The sequence below is a fragment of the Sphaerospermopsis reniformis genome, from assembly GCF_005402885.1.
Taxonomy (GTDB): domain Bacteria; phylum Cyanobacteriota; class Cyanobacteriia; order Cyanobacteriales; family Nostocaceae; genus Sphaerospermopsis; species Sphaerospermopsis kisseleviana.
This window is the reverse complement of record NZ_BJCE01000111.1, coordinates 1-17,816: the sequence shown is the minus strand read 5'-3', so window position 1 is coordinate 17,816 and position 17,816 is coordinate 1. Positions and strand designations below refer to the sequence as shown.

Genomic DNA, 17,816 nt, shown 5'->3' with positions numbered 1-17,816 from the left:
TACAAAGTGGTCATATCTCAAACATTATATTCGGTTTAATACAAGACACGGAGATATGAGAATTCTCCGTTATAGCGAAACAGATTTTCCTGCTAATAAGGCAAAATCTTTTGAGCAATGTTCTGGATACAATGACCAATTTGAATTATATCTATGGACAGAAAATGCTAAGAAGAAAGAATGGTTGGAAAAAATTGAATCGGGTTATCCATATTTACATAAGCCTAACGACCTAGATAAATCATTAAGTCCTGCTGAAGTCTCAACCTTAAATACTGGTAGATTTTCTGCACGTGATGCTACCACCTTTGTTTTTGAAGGCATTACATATTGTTTGGCTTTAGCAATTGATGGTAATCGTCGTTGTCATGAAAAATATGAAGCATTAGATAGAAAAGGTAAGAAAAAGTAAAAATTAAAGTATATAAACTTTGTAAAAGCAAAAATACTAAAGAGACGTTCCATGCAACGTCTCTATGTTTTTTACTACTGTTATCCAAAAAATCCCTAACTACCCAACCGCTACCGGAACTTTATAATAAACCGGCTCATTCCCTGCTTTCCATTTAATATTACAACCAATACAACGCTTTGCCCTTACGACTCCTGACTCCTGACTCCTTACTCCTGACTCCTTACTCCTGATGTATTTACTTGACTTGACGTTCTAGGCTGGCCTCCATGGTACTAGTGAGAAAATGACCTGCTAAGATACCGCTAGTCAGGTAATAACTATCTTCTGAAATCTGGTGTAAAGTTTCAAAACCGCTGCGACGTTCGCGATCGCCCAAGACCCAATAACGCTGTACGATGGTATCTGGGCAAATCCAACCTTCACCTTCAATCAGTCCAAATATATTATGCTGAAGCAAAAAAGTATATTGGCGATCGCCTTCATGCAGTCTACCTTTATATTGGCAAGATATTTCTGAACGATCGCCACCAGGAAACACCAACTTTGTCGCCATAGAAAACCAATCATCACGATCCCAAACTACCAAAGTCATACCTTTAAAGCTGATCGGCATACTATTTCTTTCCAACCAACTTCCTTGCATGGTCCAGCGTCCTGGTTCCAACAAAAAACTGTGAGCTACCTTATAAATTCCTTTAATTTTTTCAACAACAATAATCTTAGGAGTCAGGAGTTATTGATTTTGGATTTTGGATTTTGGTCAAGCAGTGAGTTCTTGGGGGTTTCCCCATGAGTAACTGCTGTTAGCGTAACGTGCCGGAGGCATCAACCGAAGGTATTGTTTTTGTGATTTCCAATCTAAAATCTAACATCTAAAATCTAAAATTTTCCTCACTTATCACCTGTCACCGGATGTACTTCTCCTAAAACCACTTCTTGATCTGCTCCAGTTGCAACGGGTAAATTACCAGGAAGACCTAACTGTCTCCAGTAGGCTAAAATAGCGAAAGCGATCGCTTCTTTAAACTCTGCACTTACCCCGGCTTCATCTGTAGTTAAAACTTTTACTGATTTCAACAATAACTCTAACCTGTGTTTTAAGTAAAGATTCTGACTACCCCCTCCACATAATAATAAACATTTTGGCATTCGCGGTAAAAAAGCATGGTAACTATTAACAATCGAAGCAGCCGTGAGTTCTGTAATTGTTGCCAGCACATCTGCTGGACTAAGTTGATATGCTTGACAGTCTTGTAAACACTGATGTAGATAAGTTACACCAAATAACTCCCGACCAGTAGATTTAGGGGGTGGTAAACGAAAATAATCTTGACTTAGCCATTTTTCTACCAATGGATAACAGGGACTACCACTAGCAGCCCAACTACCATTTTCATCATAACTTTTAGCACCATTGCTAAAATATTGCACTGCCAAATCCAAGAGACTATTTCCAGGACCAGTATCCCAAGCCAGAATTTGATTTAACCAGTCATCACGCCGGGGAGGTAGATAAGTTACATTGCCAATACCACCAACATTTTGAATACAACGTGCTTCCTGGGGATGACTCAGTAAATAGGCATCGACTCTAGGAACAAGAGGCGCACCATGACCACCAACAGCAATATCAGCCACACGGAAATTACTAATAGTAGTGATGCCTGTCAGGCGAGAAATTAAAGCACCCCGGCCAAGCTGCAAACTGTAACCTAATGATTGGGGATAGGGGAATGGTGACTGATGACTGGGTAAAATATTTCCTGAAACAGAATTTTCTGAAATAGAAAATCCTGGAGGTCGATGGTAAACAGTTTGACCGTGAGAACCGATAAGGGTGGCAGGGGGATAACCGACTTGAATATTTTGGGCTGCTTGGGCAAAAACAAGAGCGATCGCATCATCTATGGCCGCCAGTTCTGCCATTGAGATAGGCGCACCACCACAGATCGCCAATATTTTTTCTCGTAGTGCAGCAGGGTAAGGATAGGTTTTCCCGGCTAATAATTCAACTTTCAGATCCAAATCTGTACCAACAATTTCTACCAAGGCAGCATCTATCCCATCCACAGATGTGCCACTCATTAAACCTATAACACGAGTCGGGTGCATTGACAGAGATTCTGGTGTGATTTTCAAAGGTAGTTTAACTTAAATGTTACCTTGATGAAAACCATTTATACAATCGTGAATCTGTTAATTCCTGATTTAACAAATATTCTGACTCCTGACACCTGACTTTTAAATTTCTAATTTTTCCCAGTGGCAATAATATGTAAATCAATATTTTTTAGCAAACCCACCAATTTTTGAATTAAAGAACCTTTCAGCAGAATTTCCCAACGAGAACGCCTACTCGCACCAATAACTATCTGAGTAATACCATATTTTTCTGCGACTTCTACAATTGCCTTAGCAATATTACTATTACTTACCCGAATAAAAATTCCATTAAATTCTTTACATAAATTTTCACAAATATCACCGTGTAGGCTTTCTTCTTTAGTTAGAAAATGATCAGGATTAGCCACAAATAAAACATACAAAGGAGCATTTATATAATCAGCTAATCTTGCGCCCCGACGTAAAAGTTGTACAGAATTAGGGTAAGTAGATACACAAACTAAAACTCTTTCGTGAACACTAAAACTTTGACTTTTCTGTATACAAGCAATGGCATCTTCTTCTACACTATCAGCAACTTCCCGTAAAGCTAATTCTCGTAAAGCGATTAAATTACGTCTTTGAAAAAAGTTATCTAAAGCTGATTTAATTTGATCATGGGCATATATTTTGCCTTCTAATAACCTTTCTTCCAAAGTTTCTGGTGTTACATCTACAACAACTACCTCATCCGCCACTTCTAAAAGTTTATCGGGGACTCGCTCACGCACAACTACACCCGTAATTCTTGCTACTATATCATTAAGACTTTCCAGGTGTTGAACATTCATAGTTGAGTAGACATCAATACCTGCTGCCAAAACAACTTCCACATCTTCATAACGTTTTTCTTGTGGTGAACCAGGAACATTAGTATGGGCAAGTTCATCGACTAATACTAATTGAGGACAACGGTTAATAATTGCCTGAGTATCTATTTCTGGTAACATTAAATCACCAAGAGACCATAATTTTGGCGGTATGATTTCTAAACCTTCAGCTTTTTCTGCCGTTTCTTTTCTACCATGAGTTTCTAACAGTCCGATAACAACATCAATACCTTCCTGTTTGAGTGCGTGTCCCTCTTCCAACATTCGATAGGTTTTACCTACCCCTGGAGCCATGCCAATAAAGATTTTGTGTTTTCCTCGTCCTTGGAAATACATAGAATCAGTGTCAATTGATTATTAATTTTGCTGACGGTTAATTTCTTGCAAATCTAGAGCATAATTTAAACGCAAAACATTAACTCCTGGTTCACCAAAAATACCTAAAAATCTGCTATCAGTATACTTATTAATTAAAGGGATAATTTCATCTTCTTTAATACCCCGTGCTTGTGCAACTCTGGCTAACTGCTGACGTGTTGCCTTCAAAGAAATATGAGGATCTAAACCAGAACCAGAAGAGTAAATTAAATCAGCCGCAGGTTGTATATTTTCATCTTGAAACTGAGTTGCTTCTTCAATAATTCTCTTAGTTAGTTCTGAATTACTAGGAGCAAGATTACTACCCCCTGATATACCAGTTGGTCTAGCTATTCTACCTTGGCTATATCTCACAGCACTGGGACGACTCTGAAAATATTTATCTGATGTGAAAATTTGACCAATCAAAGATGAACCAATGGGTTGAGCATCTATATTTAAAACAATGCTGCCATTAGCTGAAGAAGGGAAGGCGAACTGACCAACGCCTAATATTGCTACAGGATAAATAATTGCTGTTAACAACCAAAGTAATAAAATCATCCGCATAGCGCGGATAGTTTCTCGAATAAACACCATAATTGGATCTTAGATTTTAGATTTTAGATTTGGGATTTTGAACTTGGTACTTGGTAGTTGGTAATTGGTAGTTGGAAAAAATAAAATTGATTACCCAGTCGCCAGTCACCAATCACCAGTCACCAGTCCCCGATTAAGCTAAACCTGCAACTGTAATTAGCATATCTATGAATTTAATAGCAATAAATGGAGCAATTACACCACCTAAGCCATAAATAAAAATATTGCGTTGCAGAAGTTGATTGGCTGTTAAAGGCCGAAATTTGACACCCTTCAATGCTAAAGGAATCAAAATCGGAATAATCAAAGCATTATAAATCAGTGCCGATAATACAGCCGAATTCACACTGGTTAACTTCATAATATTCAAGCCTTGTAAATTAGCAGATGCAAAAATTACTGGTATAATGGCAAAATATTTAGCAATGTCATTGGCGATAGAAAATGTCGTCAATGCCCCACGAGTAATCAATAATTGTTTACCAATACTAACGATATCAATGAGTTTGGTAGGATCAGAGTCTAAGTCCACCATATTAGCAGCTTCCTTAGCAGCTTGAGTACCCGTATTCATGGCTACACCAACATTAGCTTGAGCTAAAGCAGGAGCATCATTAGTTCCATCTCCGGTCATGGCCACCAGTTTACCTTCTGCTTGTTCCCGCTCGATGACGCTGATTTTATCTTCTGGTGTAGCTTCGGCGATAAATTCATCTACTCCTGCTTCTTTAGCAATAACAGAAGCGGTGATGCGGTTATCTCCAGTTAACATCACGGTACGGACTCCCATGCGCCGCAGTTGCTCAAAACGTTCGCGGATACCAGGTTTAACAATATCTTTGAGATAAATCACCCCATAGATTTCATTATCGAGACAAACAGCTAAAGGCGTACCTCCTTGATGAGAAACTTCCTCATAAGCATTATCTAATTCTGGAGTTTCCCGTCCATTGCGAGAACGAACAAAGCCTTTAATTGCCCCCACCGCACCTTTTCGTGCCTCATGTCCACCAGGAAAGTTAGTGCCACTGATGCGGGTTTTGGCAGAAAATTCTACTCCTTGGGCTTGTTTGCGGTCTATATCAAATTTTGCGCCAAATTTTTCTGCCAAGCGGATAATAGATTTACCTTCTGGAGTATCGTCAAAGATACTGGCAGCTAAAGCCACATTAGCAATTTCCGATATTGAGTGACCGTTGATGGGTATAAAAGCTTCTGCTAAACGGTTTCCCAAAGTGATTGTACCTGTTTTATCTAAGACTAAAGTATTTATATCTCCACAGACTTCCACTGCCTGTCCTGAAGTAGCAATGATGTTAAATTGGGCGACTCTATCCATACCCGCAATACCAATAGCACTAAGTAAACTGCCAATGGTGGTAGGTATAAGTGCAACCAAAAGGGCAATTAATACGGTAACGCTCACAGGACTGTTGACATAGTAGGCAAAGGCGGGCAAGGTGGCGACTACAAACAAAAATGCCAAGGTCAGCACTGACAGTAAAATTGTTAAAGCAATTTCATTAGCTGTTTTAGTGCGTTCTGCCCCTTCTACTAAGTTGATCATCCGGTCAATAAATCCTTTACCGGGGTCAGCAGTAATACGGATGATTAATTCATCGGAGATAATGCGCGTCCCACCGGTTACAGAACTGGCAACATCTGAACCTGATTCTTTGAGGACTGGGGCTGATTCACCGGTAATGGCTGATTCATCAACAGAAGCGACACCCATAATCACTTCCCCATCGGCGGGGATGATATCACCAGCAACTACATGAACGGTATCGCCTTTTTTCAGTTCCGTGGAAGGGATTTCTGTGATTGTGCCATCGACGACAATTTTTTTGGCTATGGTTTCTGAACGGGTAGATCGTAAAGCATCGGCTTGGGCTTTACCTCTTCCTTGTGCCAATGCTTCGGCGAAATTGGCAAAAAGCACAGTGAAAAATAAGATAACTGTAACTAAACCGTTGAAAAGCTGGGGGTTTTTCTGGGTGACGGGTCCAAATATGGGGGGATAAATTGTGGCAGCTAGGGTAATGACTGTTCCCAACCACACCAAAAACATGATGGGATTTTTAATGGCATATTGGGGAGATAGCTTCACAAAGGTATCTCTGATTGCCCTGATGTAGAGTCCTTTGGTACTAATCCGCCGTGTTTTTTTACGTTTGATACGTCGATCGCGGGGACGCAAACGAGAAGATTTCGGTCTTGGGGTAGTTGCAGCAGAGTTCATAAAGGGTGATTGGTGATTGGTGATTGGTGATTGGTAATTGGTGATTGGTAATTGGTGATTGGTAATTCAATTTTGGATTTTGGATTTTGGATTTTGGATTGTTTTTGTTATCCCCAATCTAAAATCTAAAATCTAAAATCTAAAATTTTTCTCCCAGTCCCCAGTCACCAGTCACCAGTCCCCAGTACCCTAACTTCCAGATGCTAATTTTAAACCTTCGGCGACTGGACCAAGGGCTAAAACTGGGAAGAAAGTGAGGACGGCTAAAATTATGGCTACAAAAGCTGTAACGCTGGTAAATAGGAAAGAGTCGGTTTTGAGAGTACCACGAGTTTGGGGAACTTTTGGTTTACGGGACATACTATCAGCTAATAGGATCAGGGCAATAATGGGAATGTAACGCCCTGCTAATATGCTGAAACTGCTACTCAAGTTCCACCATAAAGAGTTGTCTTTCAACCCCTCTAGTCCAGAACCATTGTTAGCTGCCGCTGATGCGTATTCATAAACTACTTGGGAAATACCGTGAAAACCGGGGTTACTGATTCCTGATAGGGATATGGGATAAGCTAGGGCGATCGCACTAGGCACTAATACTATGATCGGATGAATCAGTAGGACGACGCTGGCCAGAAATATTTCCCGTTGTTCTATTTTGCGTCCTAAAAATTCGGGGGTGCGTCCTACCATTAACCCAGTTATAAAGACGGTCAGGATCAGATAAATAAATAGGTAGGCTGTTCCTGTTCCTTGTCCTCCCCAGATTATCTGTACAAATAAATTGAATAAGCTAGAAAATATACCTTGGGGCATTAAGGAATCGTGCATTCCGTTAATTGCACCGGTCATGGTAGCGGTGGTTGTCACCGCCCAAAATGCTGTTTCTGCCCAGCCAAATCTTACTTCTTTTCCTTCTAAATTCGGTAGTTCTGTATTTAAAGCTTGGTTAATAATGGGATTTCCTTGCAGTTCACCCACTGCTGTAACCCAGATCATAACTATGAAGATTACAAACACCATCCAAAACAGTAACCAAGTTTGTTTCTGGTTATTGGCAAATACACCGTAGGTATAAATTAAGGATGAGGGAATTGCCATCATGGCAATGATTTCTAGTAAATTAGAAGCACCATTGGGATTTTCAAAGGGATGGGCTGAGTTAGCTGCAAAAAAGCCGCCGCCGTTGTTGCCTAACAGTTTGATAATTTCAAAGGAAGCAACAGGACCTCTGGCTATGTACTGTGTTCCTCCGTCTAGGGTTTGGACAACTAAAGTACCTTCTAATGTTTGTGGTACACCTAAAGCCAGGAGAGCGATCGCCCCAATAATTGAAAGGGGCAACAATATCCTAGTAATGGCAAGGGTAATATCAACGTAAAAATTCCCTAACTTTCGACCTGTTAACCCCCGAATAAATGCTATTCCTACTGCTAAACCAGTTGCTGCTGAGGTGAACATTAAAAAGCCTAAAGCTGCTGTTTGGCTAAAATAGCTTAATGTTGTTTCCCCTATGTAATGTTGCTGGTCAGTGTTAGTCAAAAAGGATATGGTAGTATGTAGCACTGTATCCCATGTAGGCATTACTAAACCGTTGGGATTCCAAGGCAGTATTCCCTGAAAAGAGATTAGTAAATACACAGAAATTGCCATGATTAAGTTACTACTGATGACTGCCCGGATATACTGCCAAGCTGTCATCTCCTCTTTTTTACTTACACCCCCCACTAGGTAGAAAATTTTTTCTATCGGGTTCATGATGGGATCAAGTATTGTGCTTTCTCCCAAAAAAACACGGGCTATGTATTGTCCCAATCGGGGTGTGATAGCTATGACAATACATAGGGTTAACGCAATTTGTAAAAAACCTTGTCCCATTTATTTATTACTCGATTACACTGAAGTTATAGCCAGTCAATATTGAAAAAATCACCGAAGTTACTCTTACATTAGATTGCTAGGTTTGGATAATGTCTCAATATCACCTCAATTTATCAATCTTGTTTTACTATTTTCTGGATGTTTGTGGGATTTAGTATTAAGAATATTTCATTTTTACTATTACTCATCTATTTTGCTGGTTATATTACTGATATTTTTTTATACAAAAAATGCAGTAAGCTTATACTTTCAAAAATATAAAAACTCCTGATAATTTTATTACATCTTTATTGGTTCTTAGTATAAGACTACACTTTTAATATATCGGATGCCAACCATAACAAAGGTTAGCAGATAATTATATTCTCTATTTCCGAGTTTTGGTAAAAATTATTAGTTGTGCAAGAAGATATAGGGAAATTATATATGTTGGCACATAGAGATTGTAAACAGGAATACAAGGGTTATTGGTTATGCCAATGTTGATTTTTGATTTTAGATTTGATTATTGTTATAAATTCTGAATTTTTACTGGATGACTAATTAACTGTTTTTGTAAAGCTACGGTAACAGCAGTCTGGCGATCGCCAACTCCCAATTTATGTAAAATAGCATGAACATGAACCCTCACAGTACCGGTGGTAATATAAAGAATTTCTGCTATTTGATGGTTAGTTTTTCCTGCCACTAAAAGTTGGAGAATTTCTATTTCTCGATGGGTGAGAGGATTGAGAGTTTTTGAGTTATTTTCTGAAGATAAATGAGCAGAATTTAAAGTCAAGGAAGAACGAATTGCTTGAGTTGCTATTTCATCCCACCAAGATGCACCAGCCGCGACAGAACGGAGAGCTAAAATCAATGTTTCCGCAGCTACACCTTTGAGACAATAACCTTGAGCGCCCGCAGTAATTAACTGTGTAATTAGAGATTTTTGAGAATGGGAAGTAAGAACTAAAACTGGTAAATTAGGGTATTTTTGTTTAATTTGATAACAAGCATCAAGACCGCCAATTCCTGGTAAACCAATATCTAATAATACCACATCCAGGGAATATTTATTAACTAAATCAATAGCTGTTTCTCCATCTTCAGCTTCAGCGATAATCTCCAAACCAATTTCCTGTTGCAATCGTACACGCAAACCTAAACGAAAAAGTTCATCATCTTCAACAAGCAGAATTTTAATAGTGGTAGAAGACATTTTACCTAGATATTAGATATATTTAAAACTTCAGCAGACTGAAATAGAGAGTATCCCCATTTTGGGAAATAAACGCAGCAACACTAAAAAATCTCTCACAACCTCTTACCTTTGTGTCCTTTGCGTTCTTTGCGGTTCATATCAAGTTTTGGATCACTTTATTTCCCCAGTGAAAAATAAACTTACACATTTGGGATGCTCCCCTGAAATGGTAAAACAGGGAGCTTGAAGCCAAAAATAGCTCCATTGGGAACTCTGTTTTCTGCCCATATTATACCGTGATGGGCTTCAATAATTTGTCTAGATAAATAAAGTCCTAATCCTGAACCTTTAGCTTGACGTTGGGAAAGACTGCCATAATCATCATGTACTTGATAAAATCGCTCAAACAAGTGGGAAAAATGTTCTGGAGGGATACCAGCGCCCGTATCCATAATTTTTACAACTTGATAGGAAAGTAGGGATTCTAAGACCACTTCAACGCGATCGCCTCTTCGGGAATGATTAATAGCATTAATTAACAGGTTATCAATAACTCGTTGTAATTGTAGTGCATCACCAAGCACCCAGAGCGATCGCTTCCAATCAGAATCACCATAGTTTAATGATATATGAATACGACGATTTGCTGCTAATTCCATCAAAGTAGAAACTGCTGTTTCCGCCAAAACAGCTAAATCCACAGGTGCTAAATTTAGCTTTAATCCGTCAATATCATTACGATAAACATCTAACAAAGTTTCCAATAAAACCAAAGATGTTTGATGACTACGTGCCATTGTTGCTAAAACTTTTTCTTGACTTGGTGAAACCGCACCAAATTTTTCTTGTTGAAAAGCTTTTATAGTTTCAATTGCCCCTAAAAGTGGAGTTTTTAAGTCATGGGTAAGTGTAGAGGCGAAATCTTCTCGTAGTCTCATTAATTGTGCTTGATTTTCTAATTGGGTTTGAGTGAGTGAAACAGCTTGTTGTGTGATTCTCAATCTTTGACTTAAAAATCCTGTAACTATCAATGCTATAGCTGCAATTACCCGATTAGCAATAGTAAAAAACTGAATTGATTCATTTCCAGGTATCCAAATATTGAAGATAGTTAAAAAAACAGCCAAAAATGTAGCACCTATTGTTGCTATTCCTCTAAACCAATAATTAACTAAGACAATTGATCCACTATAAAGATAGCCAAAAACATAATCATTGGGGGTAGAATATTCTAACAACACTAAACAGATAAATATAGTAATAATTATCAAAATTTTCCCCGTATACAATTTATTAGTTAATAATTTAAGCTGTAAATTTTTCATTTTGCACCGAAATGACATCATGATATTAATTTACATTTTATATAAAAACGACCCCTTTTACTCCTGACTCCTGAATTCTGCTGTAGCGTTTAGATTTTAACTAAACGCCCTAAACAATGATATATACCTGGCAATAAACACATAAATAGAAAAAATAAACATTTTTTATATCCTTGTATCCCTTGTTTTCTACCTCAAAATCAATAATCATATAAATTCATCAAGCCCAGATCACGGCAGTATCCCAAATGTGTAAGTTTATTGTTTTGGAATCTTGAAATTACTACTTGATACGATTGAACCGCAAAGAACGCAAAGGACACAAAGGTAAGAAGGTTTAAGAGAGTTTTTAGTATCGCTGTGTTCATTTTTTTAATTGGGATGCTCCCCAGATCACAGCTATTTTATTTAGTCTTTAAGGAGTTTTAATGATTCATGATACAAGGTTTATTACAAATAGCATTGACATTAATAATTGTCATTGCCACCACTCCCTTACTAGGAAAATATATTGCTCATGTTTTTCTAGGACAAAGAACAGTATTAGACAAAGTTTTAAATCCCATAGAAAGAATAATTTACAAATTGATTGGAGTTACTATTGAAGATAAAATGACAGGTTGGCAATATGCAAAAGCCGTACTTTATAGCAATATTGTCATGGCAATTTTGGTATTTTGTATATTTATTACTCAAGGATTTTTACCGCTTAATCCTACAGGATTAAAAGCACCAAGTTGGGATTTAGCATTACACACTACCATCTCATTTTTAACTAACACAGATCAACAACATTACTCTGGAGAAACAACCTTTAGTTATGCCAGTCAAACCTTCGCTATAGGTTTTTTAATGTTCACATCAGCAGCTACAGGTTTATCGGTAGGAATTGCCTTTATTCGCGGTTTAACAGGCAGAAAATTAGGTAATTTTTATATTGATTTAACCAAATCAATTACCCGAATTTTATTACCTCTATCTATTGTAGGGGGATTATTATTAATCATAGCTGGTGTACCAGAAACCATAGCAGGAGTAGCAACAGCAACAACATTAGAAGGATTAACACAAGCTATAGCTCGCGGACCAGTTGCCCACCTGGAAATTATAAAACAAATTGGTGAAAATGGGGGTGGTTTTTTTGGTGTTAACTCAGCCCATCCCTTTGAAAATCCCAATGGTTTTTCTAACTTATTAGAAACTTGGGCAATGATTTCTATTCCTTCAGCCTTGATTTACACCTATGGGGTATTTGCTAATAATATAAAACAAGGATGGTTAGTATATTGGATGGTATTTATCATCTTTGTTTTCTTAGTCATGATCACAGCTATTGGTGAATATCAAGGTAATCCTCTTGTTAATTCTGTATTAGGATTACAACAACCTAATTTAGAAGGAAAAGAAGTAAGATTTGGTTTCGCGCAAACAGCACTTTGGGCAGTGATGACAACAGCAACAATGTGTGGCGCAGTTAACGGAATGCACGACTCATTAATGCCTACTGGGGGATTTTCTACCCTTGTAAATATGTTTTTACAAATTATTTGGGGAGGACAGGGAACAGGTACAGCTTATTTATTTATCTACTTAATTTTGGCAGTATTTCTCACAGGATTAATGGTAGGGAGAACACCGGAATTTTTAGGGCGAAAAATTGAAAAACAAGAAATAGTTTTATCCAGCGTAGTGTTATTAGTTCATCCTTTTGCTGTTTTAATTCCTTGGGCGATAGTTTTTGCCTTTCCTGATGCTATTTCAGGTATTAGTAACCCAGGATTTCATGGTGTTTCTCAAGTAGTTTATGAATATGCTTCTGCTGCTGCAAATAATGGTTCTGGGTTTGAAGGTTTGGCGGATAATACCCTGTGGTGGAATCTTAGCACTAGCGTCAGTATTTTAGTCGGTCGTTATATTCCCATTATCGCATTATTGTTATTAGCAGATGGTATTTCTAGAAAACAACCAGTACCCATAACTGCCGGTACTTTGAGAACTGACACTCGTTTATTTACTGGAGTTACAGGGGGAGTAATTTTAATTCTGGGGGCGTTAACTTTTTTTCCTGTATTAGTTTTAGGTCCGATTGCTGAATGGTTTTTGATTAGTAAATAAACTTCAGATCCCCGACTTCTGAGAAAAAATCAGAATTTATAGAAAAGATTTAATCAAGAAGTCGGGGATCTTAACCTCACCAATAAAAAAGATATGAAAATTACAAAAACCCGACAAGAACGTAAACATACACCCAAAATTAAAATTTCTGGGCTTTATTCTAGCGCATTTAAACAAGCATTTGTTAAACTAAACCCCCGCCATCTAATCAAAAATCCCGTGATGTTTTTGGTGTGGGTAGGGACAATTATTACAGCTTTGGTAACTATTGATCCTCATCTTTTTGGTGTTACTTCTGGGAATAATCCGCGATTTTTTAATGGTTTAATTACCATAATTTTATTCTTCACTCTTGTTTTTGCTAACTTTGCAGAAGCTGTTGCTGAAGGTAGAGGAAAAGCTCAAGCTGATTCTTTAAGGGCAACAAAATCAGATGTTACAGCTAGAAAACTTCTTCCTGATGGTTCTATTCAAGAAATTAATTCTAGTCTTTTACGTCGTGGTGATCAAATTAAAGTTATTTCCGGTGATGTGATCCCCGCAGATGGAGAAGTAATTTCTGGAGTAGCTTCTGTTGATGAATCTGCTATTACTGGAGAATCTGCACCAGTATTAAAACAACCAGGAACAGATATTGCTAGTTCTGTCACTGGAGGAACACGCATTACTTCTGATGAATTAATCATTAAAGTTACATCAGATCCGGGACAAAGTTTTATTGATCGAATGATTTCTTTAGTTGAGGGTGCAGCGAGAACTAAAACCCCTAATGAAATTGCTTTAACTGTGCTTTTAGCAGTTTTAACTCAAGTTTTTTTAGTGGTAATTGCCACTTTACCTACCGTGTCAGTTTATGTTAAATCACCTGTGAGTATTGCGGTATTAATTGCTTTATTAGTGGCATTAATTCCTACTACAATTGGCGGTTTACTGAGTGCCATTGGTATTGCGGGTATGGATAGAGTCGCTCAATTTAACGTCATAGCTACTTCTGGAAGGGCTGTAGAAGCCTGTGGAGATATTAATACTTTGGTTTTAGATAAAACGGGAACTATTACTTTAGGCAACCGCATGGCTGAAGAATTTATTCCCATCCAAAATCATCCTTTAGATGAAATTGCGAAAATTTGTTTAGCATCCAGTATTTTTGATGAAACTCCCGAAGGAAAATCTATTGTTAAATTAGCAGAATCATTAGGAGCAAAATTAGATTTTAACCCCCAAACTGCGGAGGGTATAGAATTTTCTGCCAAGACGCGCATGAGTGGAATTAATTTACCCAATGGTGTGGAAATTCGCAAAGGTGCGGTAGATGCAATTAAAGGATTTGTGCGTTCTCGAAATGGGCAATTAACACCAGAACTTGATGTAGCCTATGAGCGAGTTTCTAAATTAGGTGGTACACCCTTAGCAGTTTGTCAAAATGATGAAATTTACGGTGTAATTTACCTCAAAGATATTATCAAACCAGGGATTAAAGAACGATTTGCACAAATGCGAAAAATGGGTATTAAAACTGTAATGTTAACAGGAGATAACCACCTTACAGCTTCAGTTATTGCCCAAGAAGCAGGGGTGGATGATTTTATTGCGGAAGCAACTCCAGAGGATAAAATTGAAGTCATTCGCAGTGAACAAGCTCAAGGAAAATTAGTTGCTATGACTGGAGATGGTACGAATGATGCACCAGCTTTAGCTCAAGCAAATGTGGGTGTGGCGATGAATTCTGGTACACAAGCGGCAAAGGAAGCTGCTAATATGGTAGATTTAGATTCTGATCCTACAAAATTAATTGATATCGTTACTATTGGCAAACAATTACTCATTACTCGCGGAGCATTAACAACTTTTTCTATTGCTAATGATGTCGCTAAATACTTTGCAATTATTCCGGCGATTTTTCCTGGTATTGGTGTGAATGGATTAAATATTATGGGTTTAGCAAGTACCCAATCTGCTGTGTTATCAGCTTTAATTTATAATGCTTTAATTATTCCGGCTTTGATTCCTTTAGCATTAACTGGTGTGAAATTTCGTCCTTTAACTGCTGATCAACTTTTGCAAAGAAATATCTTTATTTATGGTTTGGGTGGTGTGGTTGCTCCTTTTATCGCTATCAAAATTATTGATGTTTTAATTGTGTCTGTGGGTTTAGCTTAATCAATTTTAGATTTGGGATTTGAGAATTATGGAATATTTATCACTGGCATTTTCTAAACGTAATCGTTTTCCTCTGATTTTATTTTTATTACTTTGCGTTAATGTCTTATTAGCACCAGCAGTACGAGCAACAACACCGGGAGCAGAATCACGTTTTTTTGCTTACACAATTACTTTATTAGGACTTGTCACCCTCAGTTTTTGTGTTTATTTATTTGTTGTGATTTTTCAACCTGAGAGGTTTTAATTACTAATTTGTAATTCGTAAGTTGGGTTAAGCGATAGCGCAACCCAACAAAAACTTTAATATTTTTGAAATGGAGAGGTTTTAATATGCGTCAGAGATTTCAAGTTAGTAAAGCGATTCGTGCAACTTTAGTTTTATGGGTGCTAACAACCTTTATCTATCCCTTATTTATGTTAATTTCAGGACAGGTTGCTTTTTCTTTTCAAGCAAATGGCAGTTTAATTACAAATTCCCAAGGTGTGGTGATTGGTTCTGCTTTGATTGGTCAACCTTTTACCAGTGAAAAGTATTTCTGGAGTCGTCCTAGCACTACTAACTATAGCACTGCTGACCCCAAAAATGATGAGGCTGGTATTTTGAAAACTGGTGTATCTGGTGCTAGTAATTTAGCTCCTAGTAATCCCGCATTGTTAGCAAGAATTAATGGTAATGAAGGTGAAATTAATAAACTAAGAAAAGCAGAAATTCAACCGACGGCTGATTTAGTTTACACTTCTGGTTCTAGTCTTGATCCTCACATTACTCCTGAAAGTGCAAAGGTGCAAATTCCCAGAATAGCTAAAGCTAGAGGAATTGAACCCCAGCAATTAGAAACTTTAATTTCTCAAAACACAGATGGGCGTTTTTTAGATATATTTGGTGAACCAGGAGTGAATGTTTTTAAGTTAAATCTAGCATTAGATAAAATCAGGTAAGGTATTTCCAGAAAATAAATTATCCTCAATCTTGTGGGATGGGCTTATAGCCCGTCGGAATTTAAGGGCAGGCAAGACTTGTACTGAGCGTGTCGAAGTATGCCTACCCCACATAAATTAATTGAATTGAATAGAATATTTTTTTATTTGAAAGTCTCTAATTATTAAGAAATTAACTCATGTTTTATTCTTCTACTCGATCCCCTGATAGTCATTATATCCGTCCTGCTCGTCGAGGGAAACATAAAATTTTTATTGGCATGGCTCCCGGTGTGGGTAAAACTTATAAAATGCTAGAGGAAGCACATCAACTGAAACAAGAGGGGATTGATGTTGTTATTGGCATTTTAGAAACTCATGGACGCAAAGAAACTGCTCTCAAAGCTGAAGTATTAGAAGTTATTGCTAGAAAATCCATTATTAAAGAGAATATTAAACTGCAAGAAATGGACACGGAGGCAATTTTAGAACGCTCTCCCCAACTGGTATTAATTGATGAATTGGCTCACACAAATATACCGGGTTCTGAACGAGAAAAACGCTATCAAGATGTAGAAGAAATTTTAGCATCTGGCATAGATGTTTATTCTACTGTGAATATTCAACATTTGGAAAGTTTAAATGATTTAGTTGCTAGAATTACAGGTATTGTAGTTAGAGAACGTATACCAGATCGGGTACTGGATGAAGCGGATGAGGTGGTTGTAATTGATGTGACTCCAGAAACTTTGGAAGAGCGTTTGCTTGAAGGAAAAATCTATGCTGCTGATAAAATTGAACAGTCTTTAGAAAACTTTTTTCAACGTCGAAATTTAATAGCTTTGCGAGAATTAGCATTAAGAGAAGTTGCAGATACGGTAGAGGAGGAGGCAAATACTTCAATTACTACTGGACAAGTTTATAATATTCATGAACGGGTTTTAGTTTGTGTTTCTATTTATCCTAATTCTTTGCAATTATTACGTCGAGGGGCGCGACTTGCTAATTATATGAATGCTCCACTTTATACTGTATTTGTTGCTGATACTGAACGTTTTTTGACTAAACAAGAAAGTTTACACATTGATACTTGTGAAAAACTTTGTCGAGAGTTTGGTGGTGAGTTTCTGCACGTTAAAAGTAGTAATGTTCCTAAAGAAATAGCTCAGGTTGCTGCTACCCATCACATTACACAAATCGTTATTGGTGAAAGTCAACAACCTAAATGGAAAAGATTTATTAAAGGTTCTTTTACTCAGCGATTAATGGATTTAATCAGAGATAAAAAAATAGATTTACATATTATTGCTACTGAAAAATGATAACAATATAGCAGGAGTCAGGATTCAGGAGTTATTGATTTTGGATTTTGGATTTTGGATTGTTTTTGTCAACTTCAATCTAAAATCTAAAATCTACAATCTAAAATTTTCCTCCCTATTCCCTATTCCCTATTCCCTATTCCCTACCTCAACGGAAAGACTTTCTCAGTAACCCCTACATAATATTAATGGGATCGACATCAATAGTTAAGCTGACTGAAGCAGGACAAAGTTTTCTGATTTCTTCCCAATCTGGTAAATTAGGCAGTGCATCAGGAGCAAATTTTAATAGTATTTGCCAGCGA

General features: G+C 37.5%; 14 protein-coding genes. 6 read left to right on the top strand and 8 right to left on the bottom strand.

Going from position 1 to position 17,816, the window contains the following annotated elements:
* Window positions 1–412, top strand: a 412-nt coding sequence (locus tag FFR48_RS15950; protein ID WP_236104085.1) for a hypothetical protein, incomplete at its 5' end; no start/stop codon positions are given.
* Between the two features lie 238 nt (window positions 413–650).
* Here FFR48_RS15950 and FFR48_RS15945 read toward each other — a convergent pair.
* The 8 genes from FFR48_RS15945 to FFR48_RS15910 form a co-directional block, all read right to left on the bottom strand.
* A complete protein-coding gene (locus tag FFR48_RS15945) occupies window positions 651–1,058 on the bottom strand; it encodes a hypothetical protein (RefSeq protein ID WP_137668040.1) in 408 nt (135 codons plus the stop codon).
* Between the two features lie 248 nt (window positions 1,059–1,306).
* A complete protein-coding gene (locus tag FFR48_RS15940; protein ID WP_137668041.1) occupies window positions 1,307–2,527 on the bottom strand; it encodes an anhydro-N-acetylmuramic acid kinase in 1,221 nt (406 codons plus the stop codon).
* A 137-nt stretch (window positions 2,528–2,664) separates the two neighbouring features.
* The gene (locus FFR48_RS15935; protein WP_137668039.1) at window positions 2,665–3,744 is read right to left on the bottom strand and encodes a histidine kinase; all 1,080 of its coding nucleotides are present in this window, start codon (window positions 3,742–3,744) and stop codon (window positions 2,665–2,667) included.
* Window positions 3,745–3,765: 21 nt separating this feature from the next.
* Window positions 3,766–4,365, bottom strand: coding sequence for a K(+)-transporting ATPase subunit C (gene kdpC, locus FFR48_RS15930; protein WP_096568989.1), 600 nt, complete (start codon window positions 4,363–4,365; stop codon window positions 3,766–3,768).
* A gap of 133 nt (window positions 4,366–4,498) precedes the next feature.
* Window positions 4,499–6,607, bottom strand: coding sequence for a potassium-transporting ATPase subunit KdpB (kdpB, locus tag FFR48_RS15925; RefSeq protein ID WP_137668038.1), 2,109 nt, complete (start codon window positions 6,605–6,607; stop codon window positions 4,499–4,501).
* A 189-nt stretch (window positions 6,608–6,796) separates the two neighbouring features.
* A complete protein-coding gene (kdpA, locus tag FFR48_RS15920) occupies window positions 6,797–8,482 on the bottom strand; it encodes a potassium-transporting ATPase subunit KdpA (protein ID WP_137668037.1) in 1,686 nt (561 codons plus the stop codon).
* Between the two features lie 514 nt (window positions 8,483–8,996).
* On the bottom strand, window positions 8,997–9,686 hold the full coding sequence (locus FFR48_RS15915; RefSeq protein WP_137668036.1) for a response regulator transcription factor: 690 nt from the start codon (window positions 9,684–9,686) through the stop codon (window positions 8,997–8,999).
* A 182-nt stretch (window positions 9,687–9,868) separates the two neighbouring features.
* Window positions 9,869–10,993 (bottom strand): sensor histidine kinase, encoded by a 1,125-nt coding sequence (locus tag FFR48_RS15910; protein ID WP_190347614.1) that lies wholly within the window; start codon window positions 10,991–10,993, stop codon window positions 9,869–9,871.
* Window positions 10,994–11,428: 435 nt separating this feature from the next.
* On the opposite strand from FFR48_RS15910, the gene kdpA (FFR48_RS15905) reads away from it, so the two are divergent.
* From kdpA (FFR48_RS15905) to FFR48_RS15885, 5 genes are all read left to right on the top strand, one after another.
* A complete protein-coding gene (gene kdpA / locus FFR48_RS15905) occupies window positions 11,429–13,108 on the top strand; it encodes a potassium-transporting ATPase subunit KdpA (protein ID WP_137668034.1) in 1,680 nt (559 codons plus the stop codon).
* A gap of 93 nt (window positions 13,109–13,201) precedes the next feature.
* Window positions 13,202–15,268 carry a potassium-transporting ATPase subunit KdpB gene (gene kdpB, locus FFR48_RS15900; protein WP_137668033.1) on the top strand — a complete coding sequence of 689 codons (2,067 nt, stop codon included), beginning with the start codon at window positions 13,202–13,204 and terminating at the stop codon, window positions 15,266–15,268.
* A 28-nt stretch (window positions 15,269–15,296) separates the two neighbouring features.
* Window positions 15,297–15,515, top strand: coding sequence for a potassium-transporting ATPase subunit F (locus FFR48_RS15895; RefSeq protein WP_096569011.1), 219 nt, complete (start codon window positions 15,297–15,299; stop codon window positions 15,513–15,515).
* 86 nt (window positions 15,516–15,601) lie between these two features.
* Window positions 15,602–16,210, top strand: coding sequence for a K(+)-transporting ATPase subunit C (gene kdpC / locus FFR48_RS15890; protein WP_137668032.1), 609 nt, complete (start codon window positions 15,602–15,604; stop codon window positions 16,208–16,210).
* Between the two features lie 179 nt (window positions 16,211–16,389).
* Complete coding sequence (locus tag FFR48_RS15885) at window positions 16,390–17,511, top strand: sensor protein KdpD (protein WP_137668031.1); 1,122 nt, start codon at window positions 16,390–16,392, stop codon at window positions 17,509–17,511.
* Window positions 17,512–17,816: the final 305 nt, after the last annotated feature.

Bases quoted from the DNA above. Each gene is read 5' to 3' on its own strand.
- FFR48_RS15940 (WP_137668041.1), bottom strand. From the start codon at position 2,527: ATGCACCCGACTCGTGTTATAGGTTTAATGAGTGGCACATCTGTGGAT.
- kdpA (WP_137668037.1), bottom strand. From the start codon at position 8,482: ATGGGACAAGGTTTTTTACAAATTGCGTTAACCCTATGTATTGTCATA.
- FFR48_RS15915 (WP_137668036.1), bottom strand. From the start codon at position 9,686: ATGTCTTCTACCACTATTAAAATTCTGCTTGTTGAAGATGATGAACTT.
- kdpC (WP_137668032.1), top strand. From the start codon at position 15,602: ATGCGTCAGAGATTTCAAGTTAGTAAAGCGATTCGTGCAACTTTAGTT.
- FFR48_RS15885 (WP_137668031.1), top strand. From the start codon at position 16,390: ATGTTTTATTCTTCTACTCGATCCCCTGATAGTCATTATATCCGTCCT.
- FFR48_RS15945 (WP_137668040.1), bottom strand. From the start codon at position 1,058: ATGCAAGGAAGTTGGTTGGAAAGAAATAGTATGCCGATCAGCTTTAAA.
- FFR48_RS15910 (WP_190347614.1), bottom strand. From the start codon at position 10,993: ATGAAAAATTTACAGCTTAAATTATTAACTAATAAATTGTATACGGGG.
- FFR48_RS15935 (WP_137668039.1), bottom strand. From the start codon at position 3,744: ATGTATTTCCAAGGACGAGGAAAACACAAAATCTTTATTGGCATGGCT.
- kdpC (WP_096568989.1), bottom strand. From the start codon at position 4,365: ATGGTGTTTATTCGAGAAACTATCCGCGCTATGCGGATGATTTTATTA.
- kdpB (WP_137668038.1), bottom strand. From the start codon at position 6,607: ATGAACTCTGCTGCAACTACCCCAAGACCGAAATCTTCTCGTTTGCGT.
- kdpA (WP_137668034.1), top strand. From the start codon at position 11,429: ATGATACAAGGTTTATTACAAATAGCATTGACATTAATAATTGTCATT.
- kdpB (WP_137668033.1), top strand. From the start codon at position 13,202: ATGAAAATTACAAAAACCCGACAAGAACGTAAACATACACCCAAAATT.
- FFR48_RS15895 (WP_096569011.1), top strand. From the start codon at position 15,297: ATGGAATATTTATCACTGGCATTTTCTAAACGTAATCGTTTTCCTCTG.